The organism is Caulobacter endophyticus, from assembly GCF_029543245.1.
Taxonomy (GTDB): Bacteria; Pseudomonadota; Alphaproteobacteria; order Caulobacterales; family Caulobacteraceae; genus Caulobacter; species Caulobacter endophyticus_A.
Map to the genome: position 1 here is coordinate 48,468 of NZ_JARQWV010000019.1, position 17,579 is coordinate 66,046.

12 protein-coding genes and 1 pseudogene are annotated in these 17,579 nt (G+C 70.7%); 6 read left to right on the top strand and 7 right to left on the bottom strand.

The features are described from left to right. Window positions 1-58 precede the first annotated feature (58 nt). Genes P7A99_RS17905 through P7A99_RS17915 form a run of 3 tightly spaced genes read right to left on the bottom strand, consistent with a single transcriptional unit; the run spans window position 59 to window position 3,044 of the window. The gene (locus P7A99_RS17905; RefSeq protein ID WP_277795120.1) at window positions 59-1,192 is read right to left on the bottom strand and encodes an acyl-CoA dehydrogenase family protein; all 1,134 of its coding nucleotides are present in this window, start codon (window positions 1,190-1,192) and stop codon (window positions 59-61) included. Between the two features lies 1 nt (window position 1,193). Then, on the bottom strand, window positions 1,194-1,805 hold the full coding sequence (locus tag P7A99_RS17910) for a 2-hydroxychromene-2-carboxylate isomerase (RefSeq protein WP_277795121.1): 612 nt from the start codon (window positions 1,803-1,805) through the stop codon (window positions 1,194-1,196). 30 nt (window positions 1,806-1,835) lie between these two features. Further along, on the bottom strand, window positions 1,836-3,044 hold the full coding sequence (locus tag P7A99_RS17915; RefSeq protein WP_277795122.1) for an acyl-CoA dehydrogenase family protein: 1,209 nt from the start codon (window positions 3,042-3,044) through the stop codon (window positions 1,836-1,838). 190 nt (window positions 3,045-3,234) lie between these two features. Here P7A99_RS17915 and P7A99_RS17920 point away from each other — a divergent pair, with 190 nt between their 5' ends. Further along, window positions 3,235-4,893, top strand: coding sequence for a bifunctional lysylphosphatidylglycerol flippase/synthetase MprF (locus P7A99_RS17920; RefSeq protein ID WP_277795123.1), 1,659 nt, complete (start codon window positions 3,235-3,237; stop codon window positions 4,891-4,893). Here the strand turns inward: P7A99_RS17920 and P7A99_RS17925 are convergent. Then, entirely contained in the window at window positions 4,868-5,080 is a 213-nt protein-coding gene (locus P7A99_RS17925) for a hypothetical protein (RefSeq protein ID WP_277795124.1), read from the bottom strand. The genes P7A99_RS17920 and P7A99_RS17925 overlap by 26 nt on opposite strands. A gap of 202 nt (window positions 5,081-5,282) precedes the next feature. On the opposite strand from P7A99_RS17925, the gene P7A99_RS17930 reads away from it, so the two are divergent. Next, window positions 5,283-8,291: an SEL1-like repeat protein gene (locus tag P7A99_RS17930; RefSeq protein ID WP_277795125.1), complete on the top strand. Its 3,009-nt coding sequence runs from the start codon at window positions 5,283-5,285 to the stop codon at window positions 8,289-8,291. 242 nt (window positions 8,292-8,533) lie between these two features. Beyond that, the gene (locus P7A99_RS17935; protein WP_277795126.1) at window positions 8,534-8,992 is read left to right on the top strand and encodes a DUF3429 domain-containing protein; all 459 of its coding nucleotides are present in this window, start codon (window positions 8,534-8,536) and stop codon (window positions 8,990-8,992) included. On the opposite strand, the gene P7A99_RS17940 is transcribed toward P7A99_RS17935, so the two are convergent. From P7A99_RS17940 to P7A99_RS17950, 3 genes are all read right to left on the bottom strand, one after another. Next, a complete protein-coding gene (locus P7A99_RS17940; protein WP_277795127.1) occupies window positions 8,989-9,330 on the bottom strand; it encodes a hypothetical protein in 342 nt (113 codons plus the stop codon). The two genes, P7A99_RS17935 and P7A99_RS17940, sit on opposite strands and share 4 nt — an antisense overlap. A gap of 76 nt (window positions 9,331-9,406) precedes the next feature. Continuing rightward, entirely contained in the window at window positions 9,407-10,114 is a 708-nt protein-coding gene (gene pdeM / locus P7A99_RS17945) for a ligase-associated DNA damage response endonuclease PdeM (RefSeq protein WP_277795128.1), read from the bottom strand. A gap of 10 nt (window positions 10,115-10,124) precedes the next feature. Further along, window positions 10,125-12,692, bottom strand: coding sequence for a ligase-associated DNA damage response DEXH box helicase (locus tag P7A99_RS17950; protein ID WP_277795129.1), 2,568 nt, complete (start codon window positions 12,690-12,692; stop codon window positions 10,125-10,127). A gap of 130 nt (window positions 12,693-12,822) precedes the next feature. Here P7A99_RS17950 and P7A99_RS17955 point away from each other — a divergent pair, with 130 nt between their 5' ends. The 3 genes and pseudogenes from P7A99_RS17955 (at window position 12,823) to P7A99_RS17960 (ending at window position 17,535) form a co-directional block, all read left to right on the top strand. Beyond that, a complete protein-coding gene (locus P7A99_RS17955; RefSeq protein ID WP_277795130.1) occupies window positions 12,823-14,502 on the top strand; it encodes a M20/M25/M40 family metallo-hydrolase in 1,680 nt (559 codons plus the stop codon). Beyond that, window positions 14,489-14,712 (top strand): annotated as a pseudogene (locus P7A99_RS25250) (hypothetical protein). Before P7A99_RS17955 ends, P7A99_RS25250 begins: the two are co-directional and overlap by 14 nt. Before the next feature lie 9 nt (window positions 14,713-14,721). Beyond that, window positions 14,722-17,535, top strand: coding sequence for an ATP-dependent DNA helicase (locus P7A99_RS17960; protein WP_277795131.1), 2,814 nt, complete (start codon window positions 14,722-14,724; stop codon window positions 17,533-17,535). The last annotated feature ends 44 nt before the right edge of the window (window positions 17,536-17,579 follow it).

Sequence of the window (17,579 nt, forward strand, 5' to 3'; positions counted from 1 at the left end):
GGGCAGGAGAACCGGTCGCGGGGAGGGCGGTTCCCAGGGTGGAGCTCCGCCCCGCTGGCTAGAACCCCATCAGCCGCGCGTAGCGGTCGCGGTGGAACGTGGCCCCGCCGAACAGGGCCTCGGCCACGCGGGCGCGCTTCATGTAGAGGCCGGAGTCGTGCTCGTCGGTCATGCCGATGCCGCCGTGCATCTGGACCATCTCGTTGGAGGCCAGGTGCAGCACCTCGCTGGCCTTGGCCTTGGCGAGGGAGGCCAGGGCGCGGGCGTCGGCGCCGGCGTCCAGGGCCTCCAGGGCGGCCTCGACGCACGAGCGGGTGGTCTCCAGATCCGTGAACCACTTGGCGGCGCGGTGCTGGAGAGCCTGGAACGTGCCGATCACCTGGCCGAACTGGGTGCGGGTCTTCAGGTAGTCGAGCGTGATCTCGAAGGCGGCGCTGGCCGTGCCCAGCATCTCGGCCGCCAGGCCCGCATAGGCGCGATCGAGCACGGGCTCGAGGATGGCCCAGCCCTTGCCGGCCTCGCCCAGCACCGCCTCGGCGCCGACCTCGACGCCGTCGAAGGCGATCTGGGCGGCGCCGCGGCTGTCGGCCAGCGACAGGTGGGTGCGGACGACGCCGGGGGCGTCGCCGGGCACGAGCAGCAGGGTGATCCCGTCAGTGTCGCCGCTCTGGCCCGAGGTGCGGGCGGCGACGATCAGCAGGTCGGCGGCCTCGCCGTCCAGCACGAAGGTCTTGGTCCCGTTCAGCGCCCAGCCGTCGCCGCTCTTGGTGGCGGTGAGGCCGATCCGCGTCGGATTGTGGTGGGCGTGCTCGTCGACCGCCAGGGTGGCGACCGCTTCGCCGGTGGCGATCCTGGGCAGCCAGGCGGCCTTCTGGGCGTCGGAACCGCCCAGTTCCAGCGCAGATGCGGCGATCAGGGCCGTGGAGAGGAGGGGAGAGGCGGCCAGGGTCTTGCCGGTCTCTTCCAGGATCAGCCCCAGGCCCAGATAGCCGAAGCCCGAGCCTTCATAGGCCTCGGGCACGACCACGCCCGCCCAGCCCATCTGGCCCATCTCGCTCCAGGCGGCGGGGTCGAAGGTCGCCTTCGAGCCCTCGTTGCGCAGCTTGCGCAGGGCCGAGACCGGGGCGCTTTCCTGCGACCAGGCCTTGGCGGCGTCGCGCAGCATCGTCTGTTCTTCGGTCAGGACGGCCATGTCAGGCGCTCTCCATGTCTTGATGGCGGACGGCCCAGTCGAGGGCCTGTTCGAGACGGTCGTTGCCCCAGAAGAGCTCGCCGTCGGCGGTGACGAAGGAAGGGGCGCCGAACAGCCCGCGCTCGCGGGCCTGGCGCACGTGATCTTTCAGCTGGTCCTTGACTGGCGCCGAGGCGGCGGCCGCCAGCACGTGCTCGGGTCCTGCGCCGACGCTGGCGATCAGCGGAGCCAGGACCTCGGGGCTGCCGATGTCGAGGTCGTCGACGAAGTTGGCCTGGTAGACGGCGCGGCTGAAGGCCGGCGTCCAGCCGTCCTCCAGTCCGCAGATCGCCACGCGCGCGGCCAGGAGGCTGTTGCGCGGAAACTGGCTGGGATGGTGCAGCGGCAGGCCTTCGCGGTCGCAGACCCGTTGCAGGTCGCGCCACATGTAGTCTCCCTTCACCGGGAAGGCGTTGAACGGGCTGTCGGTCAGGCCCTGCTGCTCGTTGAACAGCGGGCCGACGATGAACGGCCGCCAATGCACCACCACCCCGGCCTGGGCGGCCAGGTGCTCCACCCGCATGGCGGCGGGATAGGAGTAGGTGGAGGCGAACTCGTACCAGAACTCGATCATGCGGATCCTCCCAGCGTCAGCGGGAGCGTCTCACTGGTGATCCAGCAGGCCAAGCACGCGCTTGGCGACGACGTTCAGATTGACCTCGCTGGTGCCGCCTTCGATCGAATTGCCCTTGGCGCGCAGCATGGCGCGCAGGGCGGCGATCTCGTCGGGAGCGAAGGCTTCGCCTTCCCAGCCAAGGCCTTGGAGACCGAGCGCCTCGACCAAAAGCTCGGTGCGCTCCTGGTTCATCTTGGCGGCGGCGTACTTGATGATCGAGACGGCGGCGCTGGGGCCCGAGCCGGTCTTGGACTCCGCCTCGGCGCGGCGGACGGTCAGCAGGAAAGCGTGGGCGTCCATCTTGTGGGCGGCGATGCGGGCGCGCAGGTCGCCGTCGGCGATGCGGCCTTCGCTGTCGACGCCGACGTGGGTCTTGGCCGCCTCGGCCACGTCCAGGCCCGCGCCCCCGCCGAAGCCCTGGGCCGAGATGTTCTGGCGCTCATATTGGAGGAGCCGCTTGGCGATCTCCCAGCCGCCGTTGACCTTGCCGACCAGCTGCTCCTTGGGAACCTTCACATTGTCGAAGAAGGTCTCGCAGAACGGCGAGGAGCCGCTGATCAGCTTGATCGGCCGGGCCTCGACGCCGGGCGAGGTCATGTCGAACAGCACGAACGAGATGCCCTCGTGCTTCTTGCTGGTGTCGGTGCGCACCAGGCAGAAGATCCAGTCGGCCTGGTCGGCGTAGCTGGTCCACACCTTCTGGCCGTTGATCAGCCAGTGGTCGCCCTTGTCCTCGCATTTCGTCTGGAGGCTGGCGAGGTCGGAGCCGGCGCCCGGCTCGCTGTAGCCCTGGCACCAGCGGGTCTCGCCGCGCACGATCCCGGGCAGGAAGCGCTGCTTCTGCTCCTCGGTGGCGTATTCCAGCAGCACGGGGCCCAGCATCCAGACGCCGAAGCTCATCAGGGCGGGACGGGCCTTGATGCGGCGCAGCTCCTGCTCCAGCACCTTGTTCTGGGCCTTGGAGAGGCCGCCGCCGCCGTACTGGGCGGGCCACATCGGCGCGGTCCAGCCCTTGTCGGCCATGCGATCGAGCCAGAGCTTGGCGTCGGGGTTCTTCCACTGCGCCTTGGCGCCGCCCCAGGGGGCCTCCTTCTCGTCCGTCATCGGCGTGCGCATCGACGGCGGGCAGTTGGCCTCCAGCCAGGCGCGCGTCTCGGCGCGGAAGGTGTCGAGTTCGGTGGCGCCGAAGTCGGCCATGGCGGGCTCTCCCTGGATCGTATCGGGCGCTTGGCGGCCCGCTTCGGAGGGCAGACTACGCCACGGAACGCTGGGAGCAAGTCGATTCAAACAATCGTTCGCATCGCCGTGCGCGACGAGATCGTCGCGGACGCGTTATAGAAGCACCGATGACGTGTCCCGGTCCGGGATTCGCCGTTCAGGGGTCTTGATGTCCGCGCCAGAACTGAGACCCGCCGCCCTGGCGGTCGCTCCGACGCTCGCCGCCGTGCTGGCCGCCTCGGCCGGGGTGCTGCTGCTGGCCTCGGGGGCGACGCCGTCGGAACCGACGCGTTTTGCGATCCTGCTGGCGTTTGCGCCCTCGGCCCTGATCGAGATCAGCCACTTCGTCTCGTCGATCATCGGCCTCGTTTTGGTGCTGCTGGCCTTCGGCCTGCGCGCGCGTCTCGACGCGGCCTGGTGGGCCAGCCTGGTGATGCTGGCCGCCGGCGCGGTGCTGGCGATCTTCAAGGGCCTGAACTGGGAGGAGACGGCGACCCTGACCGCCTTCTTCTTGGCCATCCTGCCGTTCCATGAGGCCTTCCCTCGCAAGGCGGCCCTGTCGCGGATGGAGATCACGCCCGGCTGGCTGCTGTCGGCGGCCGCGGCCATCGGCGGGGCGGCGTTCCTGGGCTGGTGGATGTTCAACCACGTCGAATACGCCGACCGCTCGTGGATGCGGATCATGGGCGACCGCGAGGCCGCCCGCGCCATCCGCTCGTCGATCGCCGCGGCGGTGGTGCTGATGGGCATCGGCGTCTGGCGGCTGATCGCCACCCCGGCCACCCCGCCGGTCGTCGACGACACCGACCCCGACTTCGACCGCGTGCGCGCCATCCTGGCCAAGGCCCAGGCCGCCGAGCCGTCTTCGAACCTGGCTTTGCTGGGCGACAAGCGCTTCCTGTTCTCGGCTTCGGGCGAGAGCTTCCTGATGTTCGGCGTGCGCCGCCGCTCGTGGATCGCCCTGGGTCCGCCCATCGGCCGCCACGACGAGCGCATGGAGCTGTTCTGGCGCTTCCGCGAACTGGCCGACGCCCATGCCGCACGCGCGGGTTTCTACGCCCTGGGCCCTGAGGACCTGCCCGACACCGTCGACCTGGGCTTGGCCATCCAGAAGACCGGCGAGAGCGCCATCGTGCCGCTGGAAGGCTTCTCCCTGGCCGGGCGCCGCCGCGAGGTGCTGCGCCGCAACTGGCGCAAGGCGGGCGAGGGCGGGGCGGCGTTCGAGGTGCTGCCGGCCGGTTCGGCCATGACCGTGATGACTGAACTGCGGGTGATCTCGGACGCCTGGCTGGGCCACCACGCCGGCGGCGAGAAGAGCTTCTCGATGGGCGGCTTCGATCCGCGCTACGTGGCCGAGTTCCCCGTCGCCCTGGTGCGTTCCGAAGGCCGCATCGTCGCCTTCGCCACCCTGTGGACCACGGCCCACAAGGCCTCGTTCTCGATGGACCTGATGCGCTATTCCGACGAAGCGCCCAAGAACATCATGGACTATCTGTTCGTCGAGCTCCTGCAGTGGGGCAAGGCGCAGGGCTATACGGCGTTCGAATTCGGCATGGCCCCGCTGGCGGGCCTGGAAGACCGGCCCCTGGCCCCGATCATGTCGCGCGTGGGCCGTCTGCTCTACGAGCGCGGCGAGGGCATCTACAATTTCCAGGGCGTGCGCCGCTACAAGGATAAGTACGATCCCGTCTGGCAGCCGCGCTACATTGCCGCGCCTCGCCGCTGGGCCATCCCTTTCCTGCTCGCCGACATCGGCCTGCTGTCGTCCGGCGGCATGTCCGGCCTGACGAAAAGGCCGCGGCCTAATAGCGCGGGTCGCCCGTCTTAAAGCCCATCAGATTGAGCGCGTGAGCGGCCAGAAGCAGGGTCGCCACCGCCGTCGCCATCATCAGCGGGCGCCACGGCGCCATGCGCGGACCCCTTGCCGGGTTGGAAGGGCGCGCGCCCAGCCAGCCGAACAGCACGGTCAGGGCGATCGTTGTCGCGCCCGCGATCAGGGTGGAGGTCATGTCCATGGGGCGCAGATGGCCTGCGACAATCGGCCTGGCAACTGGTTAATGCGTATTAACACATGGGAACCAAATCATCTGTACATACCTTGGTAACTGTGTCTGTTAACCTGTCCACAGGAACGCTAAATCTAGCGTTTCTCGTCGCGTTTACACGCTAGGAATCGGTGACTAGCGTGGGTCCCCAGGTGCGGGGAGAGCGATTCGCATGACTGCTGCAGCGCCATGGAGCGTAAAGGGAATCGACCCGAAGGCACGGGAGGTCGCCAAGGACCTGGCCCGGCGTTCGGGCATGACCCTTGGCGAGTGGTTGAACCGGATGATCATCGAGGGTGATTCCGCCGGTTTCGACGCGCCTCCCGCCGATCCTGTTAACGATACTGGTCGTTCGAACGGCCGATCCGTTTACCTTGAAGCCGACCGCGCCGAGGCGCCGCCGCGCATCGAGGCGCCCGAGCATCCCGCCGACGAGGTGGGCCGCATGGCGTCGGCGCTCGACCGCCTGACCCAGCGCATCGAAGCCGCCGAGGCGCGCTCGGCCCAAGCCATCACCGGCATCGACCAATCGGTGCGCGGCGCGCTGCAGCGCCTGTCGCACTCCGAACGCGAGCAGATCGCGGTGGCCGCCCGCTTCGAGGGCCTGGCCGACGAGATCAAGACCGAGCAGACCCGCAACGCCGAGCGCCTGCGCCGCATCGAGAACGAAGCCGCCGGTCCGCGCTCGGCCGAAGCCCTGCGCGCGCTGGAAAGCGCCGTCGGCCGCGTGGCCAACCATCTTTACGAAGGCGAGGGCCGCACTCGCGAAACCCTGGCCGCCCTGGAAGCCAAGGTCGCGGCGCAAGCCGCCGCGCCCGCCGCCGGTCTGGTCGACGAGGTCGTCGCCCGCCTGCAAGAACGTCTGGAAGCCGCCGAGGCCCGCACCGCGCAGGCGCTGCAACAGCTGGGCGGTTCGTTCCAGGCGCTGGACACTCGCCTGTCAGCCGTCGAGGGCGAGGGCGGCAGCGCCCAGAAGCGCCTTGAGGAACTGGCCGGCGGCCTTACCGCCCGCATGGAGGCCGCTCGCGCCGAGATGGCCGCCAAGCTGCGCGAGACGGCCGACGGCCGCTTCGACCGCATGGAGCGCAAGCTGGGCGAGATGACCGCCCACATCCAGGCCGCCGAGGCGCGTTCGGCCCAGGCGATCGAGCGCATGGGCCGCGAGGTCGTGGGCCTGGCCGACGCCTTCAATCGCCGCATCCAGACTTCGGAAGCCCGCCAGGCCAACGCCATCGAGCAGGTCGGCGGCGAGGTGGCCCGCATCGCCTCGAGCGTCGAGCACAAGCTGAACCGCGCCGACAGCGTCCAGGCCCAGGCCCTGGAGAAGCTGGGCGTCGAGATCGCCCGCATCACCGAAAAGCTGGCCGAGCGCATCAGCGCCTCGGAGCGCCGCAACGCCCTGGCCATCGACGACGTCGGCGATCAGGTGGTTAGGGTTACCGACCGCCTGAACCAGCGCGCCGAGCGCAGCTCGCAGGAACTGATCGACCGTATCCGCCAGTCGGAGGAGCGCACTGCGCGCCTGCTCGACGAGGCCCGCGAGAAGATCGACACCCGCCTGGCCGACGCCCAGCGTCGCCTGGCCGAGACGCCGGCGCCCGCGCCTGCCCGCCAGGCCGCGCCGGCCCCGTCGCCGTTCGACACCGACCGCTTCTCGTTCGGCGGCGAGGCCGTGTCCGAGGACGTGTTCGACCAGCCCGCCTTCCCGCAGCCCAGCTTCACGGCGCCCGCCGCCGCAGCGCCGGCGCCCGCCGCCCCGCAACCGGCGCCGACGGTCGACACCGGCTGGTCGGCCTCGGGCGGTTTCGACGCCGATTTCCCGATCGAGGAGCCCGAAGCGCCCGGCTTCGCCGACGAAGACTTCGAAGCCGCCGACGGCTTCGCCGCGACCCCGCAGGTCGAGGCGCCGTCGTTCGAGGCCGACGCCTTCGACCCCGAGCCGGAACTGCCGATGGCGCCGCCGCGCGCCATGTCGACCCGCGAGGTCATCGAACAGGCCCGCGCCGCCGCCCGCGCCGCCGCGGCCGGCGCCGAAACCAAGGCCAAGGCGAAGACCAAGGCCGACAAGGCCGCCGCCAAGTCGCTGTTCGCCGGCCTGGGCAAGGCGTTGCAGAAGAAGGACAAGCGCGGCGCGTCCTCGACCCTCGTCACCGCCCTGCTGGTCTCGGCCGGCGCAGCGGCGCTGGGCGTCGGCACGGCCGGCATCACCCTTCTGTCCGATCGCGAAAACGGCGCGCTCAACGATCGTGTGGCCCGGGCGATTGCAGGCCGCGCCGCCGACGTCGAGATCAAGGGCCGCGAGGCCGACACCACCCCCTCGCAGCCGCGGGTTTCGATGGCGGTGCTGGCCCCGACCGCCCAGGCCGCGAACGCCCAGGCCCCGATCCCGCCCGCCGAGGCCGACACGCCTGCGCCTGCGGCCGTGGACGAAGGTTCGGCCCTGTTCGCCGAGGCGGTCGCCCGCCTGGAGGCCAAGGACCGCGCCGGCATCGCCCTGTTGCGCAAGGCCGCCAATCTCGGCCAGCCCAAGGCTCAGTTCCTGCTCGCCAAGATGGCCGAGATGGGCGAGGGCGGGGTCAAGAAGGACCTGGCTGAAGCCCGTCGCTGGTACGAACGCTCGGCCCAGGGCGGCGACCCCAGCGCCATGCACAACATCGCCCTGTTCGCCTATCGCGGCGACGGCGGCGCCAAGAACCTGACCACGGCGGCCAACTGGTTCCGCAAGGCCGCCGAGACCGGCCTGGTCGACAGCCAGTTCAACCTGGCCCAGCTGTACGAGAACGGCCGCGGCGTCTCCCAGAACCCGGCCGAGGCCTATCGCTGGTACCTGATCGCGGCTCGCGCCGGAGACGCTGACGCCCGCGCCCGCGCCACGGCCCTGCGCGGCCAGTTGACGCCGGAAAGCCAGCGCATCGCCGAGCGCTCGGCCGAGGCCTTCCGCTCGCGCCTGGCCGCCGCGCCGCGTACGACCCAGGTGGCGACCGCCGCCGCGCCGTCGGCCGGCACGGCCACCGCCCAGCGCGCACTGTCCAGCCTCGGCTACTACCAGGGCCCCAAGGACGGTGTTTCCTCGCCGGCCCTGCGCATGGCCGTCCAGGCCTATCAGCGCGACCAGAACCTGCCGGTTTCCGGCGCCCTGGACGGCGAAACCCTGAACCGTCTTTCGGCCTTCGCGCGCTGATCCGCGCCGCCGTTTCGACCCTGCGACGCCCCCGGAGCCAGCTCCGGGGGCGTTTTGCCGTCCACTTCCAGCGTGGACCTGGCCGCCGACCTCGGTAATAGTCACCGTTTCGACGCAAATCGGGCCGGGTGAAACAATCCTCGGCCCGGCTTGGACTAGGGTTTGCACGGTCGACCGGGACGCTGGCGATCGTGAACGGGGCGGGGGAAGGCCTTCGGGCCTGCCGGAGGAGTGACGAGCTGATGACGGATCACGTCGAACGCGTGCCGGTTCCGCGCGCCGTATGGGTGTTCGGCCTGTGCACCCTGGCGCCTTTCGTCATCGCCTCGGGGCTGTTCTGCTACGGCCCCCAGGGTCAGCGCGGTCCGGCGCTGGTGGCGCTTCTGGCCTATTCGACGGCGATGCTTTCGTATCTGGGCGGCGTGCGCTGCGGGCTCGAGATCGACCACGTTCGGCCGCGCTGGATGACGCTGGGCCTGTCGCTGCTGCCGCCCCTGGCGGGCGTCGCCCTGATGCTGGGGGCCGACCGGTTCGGCGCCGCCTGGCAGCTTTCGGGTTTCCTGTTCGTGTTCCTGCTGCAATGGCTGTGGGATGTCACCAGCCATGAAGGGCCGGCCTGGCGCCCGCGCCTGCGCACCCTGCTGACCACGGGCGCGGCCCTGTCGCTGGCCTTCTCGCTCGAGCAGGCGCTGGCGCTCTAGCGGGTCGCCACGGCCTTCCGCGCCAGCGGATCGTCCAGGCAGGCCCTGGCCACCTGATGGTTCAGCTTGGCCTTCTTCTTTTCCAGCCGGTGGGTCAGCGCGCCGCCGGCCGCGGCCCCCGCGAAGGGCATGACCACATTGCCGCCGACGCCGACCACGGCGCGGACGATGCGGTGTTCGTTGTACTGCTCGGCCTCTGCTCTCGCTTTGCGGCACTTGGCGCTGTCGTAACGCGGGTGGCTCTTGTCGAGCTTGGCGATGGTGTCGCGCGGCGCGGGATTGGTGGCGCAGGCCGACAGCACCAGAAGGGCGGCAAGGCTCGGGATCAGCGGGCGCATGAGGCGGGGTCTCACGGATGGATGTTTCCGGGCAAACGCCGCCGGGCGCTTCGACGATCCTAGGGCCTAGCTTGCCTCAGTCCGGCCGCAGCGACTTCGGCCCCACCGCGTGCACCCGCTTGCCGCCCAGCGCGCCGGCCAGGAGCGGGGTCGCGAAAAGGTTGGAGAAGGCCTGGTCCAGAATGTTGAGGCCGCCGGTATAGGCCCCGAAGGCCGGCAGGATCAGGCGCTGGCCGTCGGTGACGAAGCAGCGCTTGCGCACGCTGCCGCGGCCGCTGGAGACCCGCGCCGCCGGGTGCAGGTGGCCGGCCACTTCGCCGGGCTGCGGGCCGGCCTCGGGCTCATGGCGCAGGATCAGGCCGCCGATGGAAAGCTCGTCGATCACCTGGCCGGGCAGGGCGCGCGGACCGTCGGCGTCGTGGTTGCCTACCGCCCAGATCAGGTCGCGGCCGACCGACAGCGCCCGCAGGCGCATCGCGTCGTCCGGCGCCAGGCGGTCTTCGGCCGCGCCGTCGTGGAAGCTGTCCCCTAAGAAGATCAGGGTCGCCGGCGTCAGCGCCGCGACCTCGGCCTCCAGGCGCGTCAGCGTCTCGCGGGTGTCGTAGGGCGGCAGCATCTGGCCGAAGCGCGCGGCGTAGGACGAGCCTTTCTCGAAGTGCAGGTCGGCGACCACCAGGGCGCGCTCGGCCTCCAGCCACAGAGCGCCGGAGCCGCGCAGCAGCACCGTGCGCTGGGCCACCAGCACCGCCAGGCCGCCGCAGTCGCTGGATTGAAACCTCGTCAAGCCACACCCATCAGGAAAGCGCCTCCGCGATCAGGTCTTCCTCCGCCTCGGCCAGGATCATGTCGCTGGCCGCGTCGCCCGGCGCGCGTTCGCGGCCGATCTCCAGCATGATCGGCACGGCGAAGGGCGAAACCTTGTCCAGCGCCGCATGCCGGATGCGGCCCTTGATGCGGGCCAGCAGGTCGCCCAGCCGCGCCACGTCCAGCTGGCCGGTCGCCGCGTCGGCGCGGGCGCAGCGCAGCAGGAGGTGGTCGGGCTGGTGCTTGCGCAGCACGTCGTAGATCAGGTCGGTCGAGAAGGTCACCTGGCGGCCGGACTTCTCCTCGCCGGGATAGCGCCGCTCGATCAGCCCGCCGACCAGGGCGCAGGCCTTGAAGGCCCGCTTCATCAGGAAGCTCTCGTTCAGCCAGTCCTCAAGGTCGTCGCCCAGCATGTCCTGGTCGAACAGGTCGTCGAGGTCCAGCTCGTCCATCGGCTTCAGCGACCAGATGTTCAGGGCGTAGTCGTTGCAGACGAAGCCCAGCGGCCCGACGCCCAGGCGGTCGAGCCGGCGGGTCAGCAGCATGGCCAGGGTGGTGTGGGCCAGGCGGCCCTCGAACGGGTACATGACCATGTGGAACCGCTTCCCGCGCGGGAAGGTCTCCAGCAGCATCTCGTCCTCGTCGGGGATCAGCGAGCGGGCCTTCTGGTAGGCCATCCACTCCTGCACGTCGCGGGGCAGGGCGCTCCACTCGGCCTCGTCATGCATCATCTTGCGCACGCGGCCGGCCAGATAGGTCGAGAGCGGGAACTTCGAGCCGCCCCAGCTGGGCATCTTCGGGTCCTTGGCCGGGGCGGGGCTGACATAGGCGTCGGCGCCCACGAGGCTGTTGAACTGCCAGACCTGGCCGGCGAACACGAAGGTGTCGCCCGGCGTCAACTGCTCGAAATAGCCTTCCTCGGCCTCGCCGATCTTGCGGCCGCCCATGGGACGGCGCCCGCCGCCGATCCTGACATTGACCACGGCCGGCGAGACGATGGCGCCGACGTTCATGCGGTGGCGCTGGATGACCTGGGCGTTGCGGGCCTTCCAGAAGCCGTCGGCGTCTTCGACGATCCGGCGGAAACGGTCGTAGGTCTTCAGGGCGTAGCCGCCGGTCGAGACGAAATCGACGACGGTCTCGAAATCTTCCCACGACAGGTCGGCATAGGGACCGGCGGTGCGGACCTCGTCATAGAGATCGACCAGCTGGAAGGGCTCGGAGCAGGCGCAGCCCATCACGTGCTGAGCCAGCACGTCGAGGGCGCCGACACGGGCGGGCTCGCCGTCGAGGTGGTTCTCCAGGATGGCGTCGGCGGCGGCGCGGCACTCCAGCATCTCGAAGCGGCTGGCGGGCACGAACAGGGCGCGGCTGGGCTCGTCCAGCCGGTGATTGGCGCGGCCGATCCGCTGGACCATCCTGGAGGCCCCTTTGGGCGCGGCCAGTTGGATGACCAGATCGACGTCGCCCCAGTCTATGCCCATGTCCAGCGTCGAGGTGCAGACCACGGCCCTGAGATCCCCGCGCGCCATCGCCGCCTCGACCTTGCGCCGCTGCTCGGCCGACAGGCTGCCGTGGTGCAGGGCGATCGGCAGGCCCTCGTCGTTGAGCTTCCACAGCTCCTGGAATGCGAACTCGGCCTGGAAGCGCGTGTTGACGAACACCAGCGCCGTGCGGGACTGGCGGATGATGTCATAGACCTCGGCCATGGCGTGTTGGGCGGTGTGCCCGGCCCACGGCACGCGGCCGCCGGAGACGAGGACCTCCACCACGGGCTGGGCGCCGCCGGAGCCGAGGACGAGGTCGACGCCGCCGGAGCCCCTCCCCCTTGCGGGGAGGGGTTGGGGTGGGGGTGTCGGCTCGGTGGTCTGGAGGGAGGCTTCGGCAAGCTCGGTGCTGGCTTCCCCACCCCCTCCCCCCTCCCCGCAAGGGGGAGGGGAGCGCCCCAGCCACCGCCGCACCAGATCCGGATCGTCCACGGTCGCCGACAGCCCCACCCGGCGCATCCGCGGCGCGAAGGTCTGCAAGCGCGCGATATCCAGAGCCAGCAAGTCGCCGCGCTTTGACGGCCACATGGCGTGGGCCTCGTCGATGATCACGCACGACAGGTCGGCGAAATACTCCCGCGCGCCTTCCCAGGCGCAGAACAGCGCCAGCTGTTCGGGCGTGGTCAGCAGGATGTCGGGCGGGCGGATGCGCTGGCGGGCCTTGCGGCTCTCGCCGGTGTCGCCGGTGCGGCTCTCGGCGACGATGGAGAGGCCCATCTCGCGGATGGGCGTCATCAGATTGCGCTCGACGTCGACGGCCAGGGCCTTGAGCGGCGAGATATAGAGGGTGTGGATCCCGGCCGGGGTGTTGCGCGGCGCTCGCTGCGCCAGCTCGATCAGGCTGGGCAGGAAGCCCGCCAGGGTCTTGCCGCCGCCGGTAGGGGCGATCAGCAGGGCGTCGCGGCCGGCCCTGGCCTTTTCGACCATCGCCAGCTGGTGGGCGCGCGGCGCCCAGCCGCGGGCGGCGAACCACTCGGAAAAACGCGGGGGAAGCAGGTCGGCCGGAACCATCGCGGTGGCTATAGCATGTTCCTGTTCTGTTTCTGGCGGGGAATCGACAGTTCAGATCGAACAGCGTGCGAAGTTTGCTCTCGGCCGCCAAGCTTCCTAGGGTCGCCCCCGAAAGTTTTCGGAGTTCGCCATGTCCCGCCGCGCCGCCCTTCTGCTGACCGCCGCCCTGGCCTTGCCCGTCGTGGCCCATGCGCAGGACGCCAAGGTCGACAGCGGCCCGATCGATCCGGCCAAGCTGTCGGAGATCACCCGCGTGCTGGCGTCCGACGAGTTCCTGGGCCGCGCGCCCGGCGGTCCGGCTGAGCAGAAGACCACCGACTACATCGCCGGCCAGTTCAAGGCGCTTGGCCTGGAGCCCGCCGGCGACGTCGGCAGCTACACCCAGAAGGTGCCGCTGGTGCACACCCGCATCGACGGCCCGGTGGCCATGAGCTTCGCCACCGCCGGCGGCGCCCTGACCCTGGCCCAGGGCGAGCAGGCCCAGGTCATGACCCTGCTGCCGGTCGACAAGGTCGCGATCAAGGACGCCCCGCTGGTCTTCGTCGGCTATGGCGTTTCCGCGCCCGAGCGTGGCTGGGACGACTTCAAGGGTGCTGACCTCAAGGGCAAGGTCGCCGTCTTCCTGATCAGCGACCCCGACCTGGAGGCTGAGGCCGGCGAGCCCGCCTACGGCAAGTTCGGCGGCAAGGCGGCCACCTACTACGCCCGCTGGACCTACAAGTACGAGGAGGCCGTGCGGCGCGGGGCGGTCGGCGCCCTGATCGTCCACGAGACCCTCGGCGCGGGCTACGGCTGGAGCACGGTGAAGGCCTCGAACGGCGAGGGCTACGACATCGTCCGTCCCGACCCGGCCAAGGAGAAGCTGCAACTGCAAGGCTGGATCCAGCGCGACGTGGCCGTCGACCTCTTCAAGCGCTCGGGCCTCGACTTCGAAGCCCTGAAGAAGGCTGCCCGCGATCCGTCGTTCAAGCCGGTGGCGCTGAAGGGCGCGGCGTTCTCGGCGGCCTACAAGGTGGCTCATGAGCCGATGGTCAGCCACAACGTGGTCGCCAAGCTGCCGGGCACGACCCACGCCGACGAAAGCATCATGTACGCCGCCCACTGGGACGCTTACGGCGTGGGCGCGCCGGATGCGCAGGGCAAGACCATCCGTCCCGGCGCGGCCGACGATGCGATCGGCGTGGCCGGTGTGATCGAGGTGGCGCGGGCGTTCAAGCAGGGCCCGGCGCCGCAGCGCTCGATCGTCTTCGCCGCCTGGACGGGCGAGGAGCGGGGCCTGCTGGGCTCGGAATACTACGCCGTGAAGGCCGGCGATGCGGCCCTGGGCAAGATGGCCGCGAACTACACCCTCGACGTGCTGCAGACGGCCGGCCCCGCCAAGGACATCGTGCTGGTCGGCGCCGGCCAGAACGAACTGGAGCAGGGCCTGGCCAAGGCCGCGGCCGCGCAAGGCCGCACCGTGACGCCGGACGCCAAGCCCGAGCGGGCCCTCTTCTATCGCGCCGACCACTTCTCGCTGGCCAAGCGCGGGGTGCCGGTGCTGCTGGTCATGGGCCTTGGCGGCGGCGCCGACCTCCTGAACGGCGGCCGCGCGGCCGGCGACGCCTGGGTCGCCGACTACACCGCCCGCTGCTACCACCAGCCCTGCGACGCCTGGAGCGCCGACTGGGACCTGCGCGGCGCGGCCCAGGACGTGGCTCTGGTCTTTGAGGCCGGCAAGGCGATCGCCAACTCGCGCGGCTGGCCCGACTGGAACGCCGGTTCGGAGTTCAAGCCGGTGCGGGCGGCGAGCGCGGGTGCGCGGAAGTAGCGATATCTCCCACCGTCATCCCGGAAGCCGCGCAGCGGCTATCCGGGACCCAGGGGACCGGGCGCGGCGGACCGATTGAACGTCCAGGCGGTCGCCGACGCTTTGCGGCGGCCCCTGGGTCCCGGCTCTGCGCTTCGCTCCGGCCGGGATGACGAGCTTTTGGATGGGGGAAGGGAGTTCCCCGTTCGTTTCCCCGCGCCGAAGTGTTAATCCACGTCCGTGAGCGCGCTTCCCCCGAATCTCGATCTGGCCCCCGCCCTGGTGGTGCAGCCCGGCCCGCGCGCCGGGCTGGCCGACGGCTCGGGCGAGGGCAGGGAGATCCGGCCGCCGGATGCGCGCGACCTGTTCGAGCACGGTCCGGTGCTGGTGGCCCACGCGGCCATGACCGCCAAGCGCCTGAACCTGCACGCGCCGCTGCGCTATCCCGGCATCTTCGACGTGCTGGAGCTCTACGCCTTCACCCGGCCGGCGACCTTCTGCGCGCCGTCGGCGGTGGGCCTAGCCATGGCGCTGGGACTGCCGGAGCCGCGAGGTCCCGCCGCCCAGGCCCAGACCTTGCGCGAGGCCGCCGATTTCCTGCTGCGCGAGCTGGCCCTGACGCCCCGACCTTCGCGGGAAGAGGCCCTGGCCGTGGCCGAGACCCTGGCCCGGGCCGGCTGGGCCTGGGGCCCGGCGGTGGTCGGCGCGCTGCGCTCGGTTCCGGTCGGCAACCAGTTCCGCAGCTCCGGCCTCGACGTCTGGAGCCGCCTCGTCGAGTGGGAGGACCAGGCGCCGCTGGGCGAGCCGCTGTCGCGCCCGATCGATCCCGAGGTCGCTTCCGAACGCCTGAAGTCGCTGCTGACCCGCGCCGGCCTCGACGAGGTGCGCGAGGCCCAGGACACCTACGCCCGCGAGGCCTCGTTCGCCTTCCAGCCCCGTGAGCGCGAGGGCGAGCCGCGGATGATGCTGGCCGAGGCGGGCACGGGCGTCGGCAAGACCCTGGGCTATCTGGCGCCCGCCAGCGTCTGGGCCGAGGCCAACGGGCCGTCGGTGTGGATCAGCACCTATACGCGGGCCTTGCAGCGCCAGATCGAGCGCGAGAGCGCCGCCATCTATCCTGACCCACAGGTGCGGGCCCGCAAGGCGGTGGTGCGCAAGGGGCGTGAGAACTACCTGTGCCTGCTGAACCTGCAAGAGCAGGTCAACAGCGCCCAACTGGGCAATGGCGATCTGGTGGGTCTGGCCCTGGCCGCGCGCTGGGCGCGGGTCAGTCGCGACGGCGACATGACCGGCGGCGACTATCCGGCCTGGCTGCCGACCTTGTTCGCCGTGCCTCCGTCGGCCCAGGCCAGCGCCGCCAATCTGGTCGACCGCCGGGGCGAGTGCATCCACGCCGGCTGCCAGCACTATCGGGTGTGCTTCATCGAGAAGGCCGTTCGGGCCTCCAAGCGCGCCGACATCGTCATCGCTAACCACGCCCTGGTCATGACGCAGGCGGCCTTCGACGGCGCGCGCACGGCGCGGGGCCTGAAGGGCGACAACGAGACCACGGCGGTCAAGCGGGTGGTGTTCGACGAGGGCCACCACCTGTTCGACGCCGCCGACAGCGCCTTTTCGGCCGCCCTGTCGGGCGCCGAGGCCGCCGAGTTGCGTCGCTGGATCCGCGGTCCGGAAGGACGCGGGCGGCGGGGCAGGGGGCTGGAGAACCGTCTGCTCGACATTCTGGGCGACAAGGAAAGCGCCCGCCAGGCGTTGAGCGCCGTGATCCAGGCGGCCGCGGCCCTGCCGGGCGAGGGGTGGTCGGGCCGGATCGCGCCGCCGGACGGTCAGGTCAATCCGATCGGGCCGATCGAGAACTACCTCGTCGCCGTCATCGAACAGCTGCGCGCCCGCACCAGCGAGCGCGGCGGACCGGAACTGGGCCTGCAATGCGCCGCCCGCCCGGCCGTCGACCTAGTGCGCGAGCGGGCCGGCGAGGCCGCCCGGGCCCTGGCCGGGGTCGAGGCCCCGTTGCTGGCCCTGGCCCGCCAGCTTGAGGACGTGCTCGACGAGGACGCCGAGCACCTGGGACCCTCGGAACGCGCCCGCATCGAGGGGGCGCTGCGGGGCCTGGACCGCCGGGCGCGCATGACCCTGCCGGCCTGGCGCTCGATCCTGAAGGCGATCGATGAAGACGCCGAGGACGATCCCGACTTCGTCGACTGGTTCGAGGCCACCTTCCTTTACGGCCGCGTCGTCGATGCGGCCTGCCGCCGCCACTGGGTTGATCCGACCGAGCCGCTGCGCGCGGCGGTGCTCTCGCCCGCCCACGGCGTGCTGGTGACCAGCGCCACCCTGGTGGATCCGGCGCTGGAGGATCCCTTCGCCCTGGCCGAGATGCGCACGGGCGCGGCCCGCCTGCCGCAGCCGCCCAAGGTGCTGCGCCTTGTCTCGCCCTTCGACTACGAGAAGAACGCCCGGGCGTTCGTCGTCACCGACGTCAACAAGGAGGACGCGCGCCAGGTCGCTGCGGCCATGCGCGAGCTGTTCCTGGCGGCCAATGGCGGGGCGCTGGGCCTGTTCACCGCCATTCGTCGGCTGAAAGCCGTGCACGAGCGCATCGCAGCCCCCCTGGCCGACAAGGGCCTGCCGCTTTACGCCCAGCACGTCGACCCGCTGGAGGCCGGCGCCCTGGTCGACATCTTCCGGGCCGAAGAGGACGCGTGCCTGCTGGGCACCGACGCCATCCGTGACGGGGTCGACGTGCCGGGCCGCTCCTTGCGCCTGCTGGTCTTCGACCGCGTGCCCTGGCCGCGTCCGGACATCCTGCACAAGGCGCGTCGCAGCAAGTTCGGCGGCAAGGGCTATGACGACTCGATCGCCCGGGCCCGCATCAGCCAGGCCTTCGGCCGCCTGATCCGGCGGGCCGAGGATCGGGGCGTCTTCGTCATGCTGGATGCAGCAGCGCCCACGAGGCTCTTTTCAAGCCTGCCCGAAGGGGTGACCATCGAGCGACTCACGCTCGTGGAAGTCATTGAAGCGACGGCCGCATTTCTGTCCGAAGCGCGCGATTAAACGAGCCGTGAGCATCCTCCGTGGGGGGAGGATTCCAGGAGGAA

Excerpts from the sequence above, each read along its gene's own strand:
- P7A99_RS17925 (WP_277795124.1), bottom strand. The coding sequence starts at position 5,080 with ATGGACATGACCTCCACCCTGATCGCGGGCGCGACAACGATCGCCCTG.
- P7A99_RS17920 (WP_277795123.1), top strand. The coding sequence starts at position 3,235 with ATGTCCGCGCCAGAACTGAGACCCGCCGCCCTGGCGGTCGCTCCGACG.
- P7A99_RS17930 (WP_277795125.1), top strand. The coding sequence starts at position 5,283 with ATGACTGCTGCAGCGCCATGGAGCGTAAAGGGAATCGACCCGAAGGCA.
- P7A99_RS17950 (WP_277795129.1), bottom strand. The coding sequence starts at position 12,692 with ATGGTTCCGGCCGACCTGCTTCCCCCGCGTTTTTCCGAGTGGTTCGCC.
- P7A99_RS17935 (WP_277795126.1), top strand. The coding sequence starts at position 8,534 with ATGACGGATCACGTCGAACGCGTGCCGGTTCCGCGCGCCGTATGGGTG.
- P7A99_RS17940 (WP_277795127.1), bottom strand. The coding sequence starts at position 9,330 with ATGCGCCCGCTGATCCCGAGCCTTGCCGCCCTTCTGGTGCTGTCGGCC.
- P7A99_RS17915 (WP_277795122.1), bottom strand. The coding sequence starts at position 3,044 with ATGGCCGACTTCGGCGCCACCGAACTCGACACCTTCCGCGCCGAGACG.
- P7A99_RS17955 (WP_277795130.1), top strand. The coding sequence starts at position 12,823 with ATGTCCCGCCGCGCCGCCCTTCTGCTGACCGCCGCCCTGGCCTTGCCC.
- P7A99_RS17910 (WP_277795121.1), bottom strand. The coding sequence starts at position 1,805 with ATGATCGAGTTCTGGTACGAGTTCGCCTCCACCTACTCCTATCCCGCC.
- P7A99_RS17905 (WP_277795120.1), bottom strand. The coding sequence starts at position 1,192 with ATGGCCGTCCTGACCGAAGAACAGACGATGCTGCGCGACGCCGCCAAG.